This window comes from Microbulbifer sp. (assembly GCF_051659245.1).
Taxonomy (GTDB): Bacteria; Pseudomonadota; Gammaproteobacteria; order Pseudomonadales; family Cellvibrionaceae; genus Microbulbifer.
This window is the reverse complement of record NZ_JBOFOC010000021.1, coordinates 26,638-37,137: the sequence shown is the minus strand read 5'-3', so window position 1 is coordinate 37,137 and position 10,500 is coordinate 26,638. Positions and strand designations below refer to the sequence as shown.

Here is a 10,500-nt window from a genome sequence, read left to right as displayed (position 1 = left end):
CATTCTACGTCAAGCAAGTGCAACGCCGCAGATGGCTGCTTAGCGGCCCGCCCGAAGGGAGCCCCCCAGATTGCCCACAGCGGCGTTGCAGCTCTTGAAAATGGAATGACCATTCCCTGCGAGCTGCGCCTAACTGTGGACAATCTGGGGAGCTCTGGTATCACTCTTTAGTACCATACAGGACACCAGGGTGCGCCGCGCGCACCATTGTCGGAGTCGATGCGAGAGCCGACGTTTCCGGTGCGCAGGGCGCACCCTACGGCACCAATCATGAGATTGCATTTGGATTAGCAGATGGGTCAGGTTTCGATAGCGCAAATCTTCGGCAAGCTGCGCGGCGGTTTCGTCTCGCCGCTGTCGTTGCGGCGTATGGGTGTCCTGGGCATGAATGCGCGTAACGTGCACTATATCGCCCGCTACAACGACCGCGACAAATTCCCGGTGGTGGACGACAAACTCAGCACCAAGCGCGCCGCGGCGCGCTACGGTATCGCGGTGCCGGACCTGATCGCCGCGTTTGACACCCAGCCCAGCCGCCGTCGGGTGATGGAAGTGATCGAGCCCCTGTGGCAGTTTGTGATCAAGCCGGCACGGGGCTCCGGCGGCAAGGGAATACTGGTGATTGCCGGGCGCAACGGCGATAAATATGTGAAAACCTCCGGCGCGGAAGTGACCGCCTTGAATATCCTGCGCCACGTGAGCAATATTCACAGCGGCCTCTACAGCCTGGGTGGTAAGCCGGACCGGGTGATGGTCGAGGCACTGGTGGATTTCGACCCGGTGTTCGACAACTACTCCTTCGAGGGGGTGCCGGATATCCGCGTGATTGTCTTCCGCGGTTTTCCGGTGATGGCCATGCTGCGCTGTTCCACCCACGCCTCCGACGGCAAGGCCAACCTGCACCAGGGGGCCGTGGGGGTGGGCATCGATCTGGCCAGCGGTAAATCCTGTCACGCGGTACAGCGCGGCCTGCGGGTTTCCCAACACCCGGACACACAGATGCCATTCGGCGAACTGGTGGTGCCCGGCTGGCGCGACTTGGTGCGCCTTGCCGCAAGCTGCTATGAAATGACCGGCCTGGGTTACCTGGGTTGCGACATAGTGCTGGACCGCAAGCGCGGTCCGTTGCTGCTGGAGGCCAATGCCCGCCCGGGGCTGGCGATCCAGATCGCCAATGGCGTGGGCCTGCGCAGGCGGCTGCAGCATATTGACAGCCTTGACCTGGAACAGCTGGAAAAAAATGTAGAGGAGCGGGTGGCCTATTCCATGAACCGGTTTGCCGCCGGGCAGAGCGATTAGAAAAGGGAGGCCGTTCGAGTTCCGTGCAAGAGTCTAAACAGGCTGAAGGCTGCGAAAACCTTGATGCCAGGGACCATCCCTCCCTGGCACGTTCAGAAACGCGGGATTATGAACAGACTCTTTGAGTCATTCGGTTAATCCAAAAAAAGCGGGCTCAAATGCCTAATGCCAAAGGCCCGCTTTTTCGCTTTGTGACAGATGTCACGCCACCTGCGCCGGACACAGGTGGAACTGTTCCATCATAATCTTCAGCCGTTTGCGTTGCATTTTCAGGCTGTACTCCAGTTCCTTCACCCGGGTACGGATAGCCGCACTCTCCCACCTGGCCAGCAGGCGTTCGCGGGCATTTTCGTAGCGCTGGGCCTGCAGTTCCTTCCACTCCGCCAGGGCCGCGGAAAACTGCTGGGCTTCCTTTTCCACCAATTGGCGCCAGCTGTCCCGGTGGCTGGATTCCTGCAGTTTCCGCTCCGCGCGCTTGAACTGCATGGTGAGCATGGCGCGCTGGATACGCATGGTCGGCACCGTCTTCAGGTTGCGCGCCAAGCCCAGCCAGCTCGCGGTCCTGATCAGCCACTTGGTGGGGTCCCAGTGGTACCAGCGGATGCCGTTGCGGTAGTCGGTCTGAAAGATGTGGTGGTAGTTGTGGTATCCCTCGCCGAAGGTGAGGAACGCCAGCAGGTCGTTGTCCCGCGCGGTGTTCTCGTCGGTATAGGGACGGCGGCCCCACATGTGGGCCAGGGAATTGATAAAGAAGGTGGTGTGATGGTTGATCACGATACGCAGCACGCCGGCCAACAGCAGCATGGCGACGATATCGCCGGTGAGCCATCCCAGCAGCAGCGGCAGGCCGAAGTTCATGGCCAGGGTCAAGGGGACATAGTGGTTGTGCTGGAACATCACGATCTTGTCCCGCTGCAGGTCCTTGGCGTTGTCGAAATCCACTTGGCCGCTGGGGTAGTCCCGCAGCATCCAGCCGATATGGGAAAACCAGAAACCGCGGTTGGCGGAGTAGGGATCGCGCTCGTCGTCGTCCACGTGGCGGTGGTGGCGGCGGTGGCCGGAACACCAGTTCAACGCGCTGTTCTGCAGCGCAGCGGCGCCAAACAGGGCAAAAAACAGCCGCAGGGACCAGTGGGCCTCATAGGTGCGGTGTGACCACAGGCGGTGATAGCCGGCGGTGATGGAGAGACCGCAGAGGGCGCCGTAGATGGCGAAGGCCAGCCACTGGTGCCAGTGGTAACCGTAGAGCACGCCGTACAGCGGCACCAGGATCAGCGCAGCCAGTGCTGTTCCGGCAAAGAGGATAGTGGTGACCCACAGGCGTGGCGGCGTCGCGGGCCGCGGGGTCTCGGATACTGCATTCATAGTACAACCTTTCAATATGCTACAGCGGTGCCCCGGAGGAAGCCGGGTAATAGGGTATATAGCCCGATTCGGCAGGGTCCGCCCACTCGAAGGGGATGCTACCCCATAGCCCGGGTTAAGACACCCCCGGGCCCGGGATTTTGAGAACTCATAAGGAGTTTGGGTCACGCTGCGCAGCTTTGGTGCGCACAACCGGTTTTTGGCGCCCCGCTGGTTCATGCGGCCTCCGACGGGCCCTGAACAGGACCGGAGAGGCCCCATGAGGAGCGGGGTTGCAAACTTGGCATGGCGATTGCTTTAACCTAAGTGTGGGCCGCAAGGCCCGCGCTCCGGGAATCCATCACGGGTTATGGCAAAAGTTATTAATGCGTGACTTCCCGTTTTCTCTCATCATCGCTGATTATGGCCCCGCTTTGCGGGGCCCTTTTTTTTGCGAAGCGTCTCCAGCCCCCGCTCTGTGATCAGCTTTCGGCAGCGCGAGCCCGCGCTCTTCCCCTGTGCGGGGATAAGTGTTTCACTTGCCGGTAACTGACTGGCAACCATAGTGATCCGAGTGCTCGAGCGACCCTCTCCCGGACAAGCCGCATTCCCGCTGCAGTTGGCCACACCGCAGGTGTTGGGCCCCGGCTCCGCGCAGCCGACTTATTTGCAACGCCTGCTCCAGGCGCTCGCCGATATCGGTGACGGCCTCTGGGAGTGGGACCTGCGCAGCGACGAGATCATACTCGATCGGGTCTGCTGGGCCATTCTCGGCTTCGAATTCAGTCAGGTGGACACGGAGGGCGGGAGCCCATTCGCCCAGTGGAAGAAGCGCACCCTGCCGGAGGACCTGCCCCGCGTCGAACAGGCGCTCGAAGACCATGTGCGCGAGCAGCTGCCGCTGGATGTGGAGTTCCGCCTCTGGCACCGGGACGGCGGTATCGTCTGGGTGCGCTGCCGCGGCCATGTGCAGCGAAGCGGGGATGGTAAGCCCCAGCGGGTGCTGGGGGTGCTGCAGGATATCACCGGCAGCCGCGAGGCGCTGGCGCGCGCCGAGCACGAGCTGAGCCGGCAGCGGCGGGAGAACGACAATCGCGCCGACCTGCTGTGCAGCCTGAGTCACGAACTGCGCACCCCCCTCAATGCCATCCTCGGCTACTGCCAACTGGTGGAACTGGACCAGAGGCTGAATCCGGACCAGCGCCGGCGCCTGGGTGAAATCCGCCGCGCCGGACAGCACCTGCTGCACCTGGTGGGCGACGTGCTGGAGCTGGCGCGTATCGACAGCAACCGCCTGGCGCCGTCCATGGAGCCGATGCAGCCGGCCGCCGTGGTGGAGGACTGTACCCGCCTGCTGGAGCCGCTGGCGGAAACCCGCCGGGTGAACCTGATTTTTGAACCGCTGGGCTGGGAGTCGGCGTATATCTGTGCCGATCCGGTGCGTTTCAAGCAGGTGGTACTGAACCTGGCGGGCAACGCGGTCAAATACAACTACGAGGGCGGCCGCGTGGTGATCAACTTTGCGCCCCAGGCGGAGGGCTGGCTGCGCCTCAGTATCCTGGATACCGGCCGGGGCATTCCCAATGAGAAGCGTGCACAAGTGTTCGAGCCCTTTAACCGCCTCGGCGCGGAGAAGGGACAGATCGAGGGCACCGGCGTGGGGTTGGCCATCGCCAAGCGGCTTACCGAGGCGATGGGCGGGCGTATCGACTTTGACAGCCACGAGGGGCAGGGCTCGATTTTCTGGATAGAATTTCCCATGATCGACGCACCGGTTGAGGTGATGCAGTTGTCGGCGCAGCCGGCGGCGACACTGTACCTGCCTCCCTGCCGGTTGTTGCAGGTGGACAATCGTCCCAGCGGAGTCAATCGCCTGAAGGGGCTGTTGAGTGGGTTTTCCCAGGTCCGGCACCTGGCGGCGGCGGATGCGGTTGAGGCGATTTTCACCGCGCGCACCCGCAACCCCGATATCGTCCTGTTCGACGCGGCGCTGCCGGGAATGTCCGGCGCGGAAATGGCGCATATTCTGCGCGAGGACCCGCTTACGGCGGATATCCGTTTTGTCGCTGTGGGTGAATGCAGCGGGGAGGCGTGCGATGCGGCACTGCCCGAGGGCTTTGATCTGGCGCAGTTGTGTCAGGTCGTGGAGAAGTGTATGGAGGTCGGGGAGGATTGAACTGATCCCTTCATCCCCCCCCACGGTGGAATAATATAGTGGAAGCAGTCGCTTCCAGTGAATTGCAGAAAATTTACCGGTCCGATACCAATAACTCCGGATAGTGGATGTCTGGTATGCAGTCACAATCTCGCCAATCCCCCTTTATCCCGGCAGTGCTGTTGGCGCTGTTGAGTGCCGTTTTCTATATCCTGAGTAAAAAGGTTCTCATCGCTGGCAACGGCGGTGCGGCAACCTGGTTTGCCGACGCGGTCGCCATTGCCTTTCTGTATCGTCACCGCTACAGACACTGGCCGCTGCTGATCGCCGCCTTCCTGTCGGCAATTATCGCCGCCGGGGTGGGAGTCGGTTTCGGTATTCTTCTCGCGACCCTATATGCTCTCGCCTGTCTCAGCGCGGTACTGCCCGCCGCGCTGCTGTTGTGTTGGTTCTGCCCGCGGGAGGATTACTTCGATGGCTTGTGGCCCTGGGCGCGCTTTACCCTACTCTCCGCCGTGCTGCCGCCTATAGGCAGCGCCGCGGTCGGCGCGGCGGTGGCGGATGCCTCCGGGCGGGGCAATTTTTCCGAGGTCTTTGCCCCCTGGTATATCGCCGATGCGGTGGGCATATTGGTGCTGCTGCCGATCGCCCTGCAGTACCGGTGGGGCACGTTACACAGCTTGTTTCGCGGAGCGGACTCGGGCAGGTTCCTGTTGGTGGGTGCGCTGGCGATCAGCAGCATCCTGCTGATACTGTCACTGGCGCCGCACCCTTTCGTTTTTGCGAGCCTGCCATTGATCTGGGCGGCGAGCAGGCTCAAGTTGCTGCACACCCTGGCGGTCATATTTGTCGCCATACTGCTGATGTCGACACACTTTGCCGGTGTCGATCGCGCGGCGCAGGGGGATGGCTTTGCTCTCTTCCTGGCGGTGTTCGCTTCCGCAATACCCGCCTACGTGATGGCGGTTTCCGCAAACATCGAGCGCCACCGCAATGCGCGCATTGTGGAGATAGAGAGCGATCTCAGCTACCGCGCCTCCCACGACGATCTCACCGGCCTGCCCAACCGTGAGGCTTTCAAACGCGAACTGCTCCAAGCCATAGGCAGTGCGTGGGAGAGCGGCGAGCGCCACGCGCTGGTCCATATCGACCTGGACGGCTTCAAGCTGATCAACGACAGCGCCGGTCACCTTGCGGGCGACGCGCTGCTGCAGAAAATCAGCCGGCAGCTGGGCGGCCTGCTGGATGGCACGGACCGGGTGGCGCGGTTGGGAGGAGACGAGTTTGGCCTGCTGTTTTTCCGCAGCACCAAGGAGCAGGCCCGCGGGCGCTGCGAGGAACTGCTGCGGGGAATCACTGCCCTGCGCTTTCCCTGGAGGGGGCGGGTCTACGGTGTGGGTGCCAGTGCCGGCATCACCGAAATCAACCGCCACAACAGCCGCCTGGAGGACCTGCTCAGTCAGGCGGATGTGGCCTGCTATTCGGCCAAGCGCGCGGGCCGCGGCAGCGTGATGCTCTACGAAATAGCGCGGAGCGCCGCCGCCGAGCAGCACCGGGAAATTATTATGGCCTCGACCATTCGCGAGGCGCTGGACCGGCGCCGCCTCGCGCTCAGCGTGCAGCCCATTGTCCGCGCCGCGGGCGTCGGGTCCGTAGATCACTACGAAATCCTGGTGCGCATGTTGAACGATCGCGGCGAACTGCTGATGCCCGCGGCATTTATTCCCGCTGCGGAACGCTACGGCCTGATGTTGCAGGTCGACCACTGGGTCGTGGACGAAATCCTGCTGCGGCGGGCCGATCAGGTGGCCGGTGCCGGGTTCAGTTTTTCTCTGAATATTTCCGCAGAGGCGTTGGGGGATTCGGAGTTCCAGCGTCACCTGATCGAAATGCTGGAGCACACGCCGATTCCGATGGAGCGTATCGGCTTCGAGATTACGGAAACCGCGATGGTCAATCAGATGGGCCGGGCCAGTGAATTTGTCGCCTCGCTGCGGCGAATGGGATGCAAGGTGGCGCTGGACGATTTCGGCAACGGCCTCAGTTCCTTCAGCTATCTGAAGGCATTTGCCATCGATTTCATCAAGATCGACGGCAGCTTCGTGCGCGAGATGGAGTCCAACCCTGTCGACCCGATTATTGTCGAATCCATTAACCAGGTGGCGCACCGCCTTGGGGCGCGCACTATCGCCGAGTATGTGGAGAGTGCCTCGGTCGCCGCATTGTTGCGTTCGATCGGAGTGGACTTTGTGCAGGGGTACCATATCGGCCCGCCGATTTCCCTGGAGCGGCTGTTGTACGGTGGTACCCGGTTGGAGAATAGCCGCAGGATGGAATTGGGGTAAACATCGGCATAATTAAAAAAACAGGCGTCAGGATAGTGCGGTACTTCGCAATTTTGTAATAATAAGGAGCGGTTTTCAGTGTCATTTCCGTCTCTTGGTAAATACACTGGTTTCCGTTTCAAGCGGTCAGGAAGCCCCCCTAAATAACAACAAGGAATTGCAGACAATGAAGCACCTATCCAACCGGCGGCTGGCGGCCGCACTCCTGTTGTTCTGTTCCTCCGAAGTCTGGGGCCACAGCGCCATGTTTCCGGACGGTTTCAAATTCGACGACAGCAACGAGGGCGATTTGCCCCCGGCAATGATGTCGGCGATGCAGGCGGCCACCCTGTGCCAGGGCGGCAGTGCCGGAGGCTATCCGTGTAACAACGTCGACCTGATGTCTTTTGTCGCCAAGGCGGACATGGGCGGCGGCAGTGCCAACCTCAACGATATCTGGGGGTATTCCGATCCGCAGACTGGAGCGGAGATCGCCATAGTGGGGCGGAACAATGGCACCTCGTTTGTGGATGTCACCACCGCGGATGCACCGGTATATCTCGGCTTTTTGCCCTCCCACAACAACGGCAGCGATTCCTGGCGGGATATCAAGGTCTACAACGATCACGCCTTTATTGTCGCCGACGGTGGCGGCAACAGTTCTCATGGTCTGCAGGTGTTCGACCTGCGCACCCTGCGCAACCTGCCCTCGCCGGGGCAGACTCTCAGCGAAACTGCGCATATGGGCGGTTTCGGCAACGCGCACAATATCGCCATCAACGAGGATAGCGGCTACGCCTATGTGGTAGGCAGCAACCAGTGCAGCGGCGGCCTGTATATGGTGGATATTTCCGATCCGCTGAATCCGCAGTACGCCGGCTGTTTTTCCTCGGACGGCTACACCCACGACGCCCAGTGCGTAATCTACGGCGGCCCGGACACGGAGTACAGCGGGCGGGAAATCTGCGTCGGCTACAACGAGGACACCATCACTATCGTGGACGTCACCGACAAGTTCAATCCGGTACAGGTGTCCCGCACCCTCTACCAGGGCTCGCAGTACACCCACCAGGGCTGGTTCCTCGACGGGAACCACAGCACCCTGATCATGAACGACGAATTGGACGAGTCGCGCAACGGCCACAACACCACGTCGTATATCTACGACGTGAGTGACCTGGAGAGTCCCGCGGAGTTGGGCCGCTACGTGGGCCCCACCCCCGCGATCGACCACAATCTCTACACCAAAGACGGCTATGTGTACGAGACCAACTACCGGGCCGGCCTGCGTATACTCGATGCGGAGAATATCGCCAGCGGCCAGCTGAGCGAGGTGGCCTACTTCGACACCATTCCCAACTCCAACAGCGCACAGTTTTCCGGCACCTGGAGCAACTACGCCTATTTCGCCAGCGGCAACGTCATCCTCAGCGATATCGGCAACGGCCTGTTCGTGGTGCGCCCCGACTGGGATGCGATCAATAATCCCGATCCCGATCCCGATCCCGATCCCGATCCCGACGATCCGCAGTACTGCAGCGCTGCGTCGAACAACGCCAGCGAGGAGTGGATCGGCGAGGTAAGCCTAGCCACATTCAGTCACAGCTCCGGCTCTTCCACTTACTCGGATTTCACCGCGCAGGTGGTGAACCTGGACGAGGGCGACAATGCCGTCAGCCTGACCCCGGCGTTCAGTGGCAGCAGTTACGGTGAGTACTGGAAAATCTGGATCGATCTCAACGGCGACGGCGACTTCGATGACAGCGGCGAAGAGGTGTTCAGCTCCGGTGGTACCTCTTCCTCCACAGTGACCGGCACCCTGACCCTGCCCGCCGGCAGCGAGGGGGTGAGCACCCGCCTGCGTATCGCCATGCGTTACAACGCCGCGCCCTCTCCCTGCGGGAGTTTCAATTACGGCGAGGTGGAGGACTACAGCGTAACCATCGGCGCCGGAGGCGGCGGTGGCGGAGGCGACAGCGATCCGGTGACCTATTCGAACGACGCTAGCTACAGTATTCCCGACAACAATGCCACCGGCGTAAGCAGCCCGATCGACGTCGACCGCGGTGGCGCCTCCGAATCCATCAGTGTGAGTGTGGATATCACCCACACCTACATCGGCGACCTGGAGGTGGATCTGCTGGCCCCCGGCGGAACGGTTTTCAATCTGCATAACCGCAGCGGCGGCAGCGCCGACGACATAGTGCAGACCTACAACCTGGACGCCGGCACAGTGGAATCCTCGGGCCAGTGGTCACTGCGGGTGCGGGATCGTGCCAATTTGGACACCGGCGCCATCAACCAGTGGAGCCTGACCTTTCAGTAATCCGCGGGCACCCTCACCCTGTAGGAGCGGCGGGGCGGCCATCCGCCATGCCCGCGATCGATCTGTGGATTGAACCACCGCCGATCGCGACCATGGCCCGCTCCTACAAAGCAAAAATAACAATTCAAGTTCGGGAGTCAGGATGCAGCCCCGTTTTATTTTTCTCACTGCGGCCCTGCTATTAGCCATGCCGGTTTTTGCCGGCGAATCCACTAACAGTTCACTGATGTTACTCGGCGGCGAGATGCTGCGCAGTGCCGAAGCGCTGCAGGCGGAGTCGGTGACTGCGATACGTCACGGCAATTCCCTGCGCAAAACCCTGAATCAGCTGCGGGTCAAGCTGCGCTCGCTGCCCGAAGGGGAGGAGCGGGCGGCGCTGGGCGAGACGATCGACCTGTTCGCCGGAGAAATTCCCCGCTGGCAACAGCAAGCGGCCAGTTTGCGCGAACGCGGGCTGAGCGAGCGGCAGCGGGCGCTGGCGCTACTGGAAACCGGCTACCGGGAAATCTGGCAACCGCATATACGCCTGTCGGGCCCGCTGCAACTGGATGGGAGCGATTCGCTCACCTCCGGGCACAATGCGCGGATTCGCAGCGTTCACCCGAGTAAACTGAATATGAATGTCGCCCCTGGCGACAGGGCCGCGCCAGCGGATATGTCCCTCGCGGTGCCCGCGGCCAGCGGGCAGAATATTCCCGGGGAGCTGGACTTGCGCAGTTTCCAGATTTCCCGTGAGCTGGCGGTGTTCGCACATGTGGAACCTGAAACCGGGAATAGCCGGGTGCCGCTCAACGAGATACACAGTTGGAAACTGATGCTCTCGCGTCTGGATGGCGAGCCGTTGGGCGGCGCCGAAATCGAGATCGAGGGGCATATGCCCGGACACGTGCACGGCTTGCCCACACAGCCGCGGGTAACCGGTGAAGTGGAGCCCGGGGTCTACCGGGTGCAGGGGGTCAAGTTCCAGATGACCGGCTGGTGGGTGATGACCTTCAAGGTCTCCGCCGGTCCGCTGGATGATGCTGTCACTTTCAATATCCGTTTGTAGGAGG

6 protein-coding genes are annotated in these 10,500 nt (G+C 61.6%); 5 read left to right on the top strand and 1 reads right to left on the bottom strand.

Annotated features, from left to right (window positions below):
* The first annotated feature begins 294 nt into the window (after nucleotides 1–294).
* Nucleotides 295–1,299: an alpha-L-glutamate ligase-like protein gene (locus ACRC0P_RS02345; RefSeq protein ID WP_438628142.1), complete on the top strand. Its 1,005-nt coding sequence runs from the start codon at nucleotides 295–297 to the stop codon at nucleotides 1,297–1,299.
* Nucleotides 1,300–1,500: 201 nt separating this feature from the next.
* Here ACRC0P_RS02345 and ACRC0P_RS02340 read toward each other — a convergent pair whose 3' ends face one another.
* Nucleotides 1,501–2,664 carry a fatty acid desaturase gene (locus ACRC0P_RS02340; RefSeq protein ID WP_438628140.1) on the bottom strand — a complete coding sequence of 388 codons (1,164 nt, stop codon included), beginning with the start codon at nucleotides 2,662–2,664 and terminating at the stop codon, nucleotides 1,501–1,503.
* A gap of 553 nt (nucleotides 2,665–3,217) precedes the next feature.
* Here ACRC0P_RS02340 and ACRC0P_RS02335 point away from each other — a divergent pair.
* From ACRC0P_RS02335 to ACRC0P_RS02320, 4 genes are all read left to right on the top strand, one after another.
* A complete protein-coding gene (locus ACRC0P_RS02335; protein WP_438628138.1) occupies nucleotides 3,218–4,819 on the top strand; it encodes an ATP-binding protein in 1,602 nt (533 codons plus the stop codon).
* Nucleotides 4,820–4,935: 116 nt separating this feature from the next.
* Nucleotides 4,936–7,143 (top strand): EAL domain-containing protein, encoded by a 2,208-nt coding sequence (locus ACRC0P_RS02330; RefSeq protein ID WP_438628136.1) that lies wholly within the window; start codon nucleotides 4,936–4,938, stop codon nucleotides 7,141–7,143.
* 166 nt (nucleotides 7,144–7,309) lie between these two features.
* Complete coding sequence (locus ACRC0P_RS02325) at nucleotides 7,310–9,448, top strand: choice-of-anchor B family protein (protein WP_438628134.1); 2,139 nt, start codon at nucleotides 7,310–7,312, stop codon at nucleotides 9,446–9,448.
* A 142-nt stretch (nucleotides 9,449–9,590) separates the two neighbouring features.
* Nucleotides 9,591–10,496, top strand: a complete 906-nt coding sequence (locus ACRC0P_RS02320) for a FixH family protein (RefSeq protein ID WP_438628132.1) — start codon at nucleotides 9,591–9,593, stop codon at nucleotides 10,494–10,496.
* Nucleotides 10,497–10,500: the final 4 nt, after the last annotated feature.

Coding starts and splice junctions, on each gene's coding strand:
- ACRC0P_RS02325 (WP_438628134.1), top strand. CDS start 7,310: ATGAAGCACCTATCCAACCGGCGGCTGGCGGCCGCACTCCTGTTGTTC.
- ACRC0P_RS02340 (WP_438628140.1), bottom strand. CDS start 2,664: ATGAATGCAGTATCCGAGACCCCGCGGCCCGCGACGCCGCCACGCCTG.
- ACRC0P_RS02345 (WP_438628142.1), top strand. CDS start 295: ATGGGTCAGGTTTCGATAGCGCAAATCTTCGGCAAGCTGCGCGGCGGT.
- ACRC0P_RS02330 (WP_438628136.1), top strand. CDS start 4,936: ATGCAGTCACAATCTCGCCAATCCCCCTTTATCCCGGCAGTGCTGTTG.
- ACRC0P_RS02320 (WP_438628132.1), top strand. CDS start 9,591: ATGCAGCCCCGTTTTATTTTTCTCACTGCGGCCCTGCTATTAGCCATG.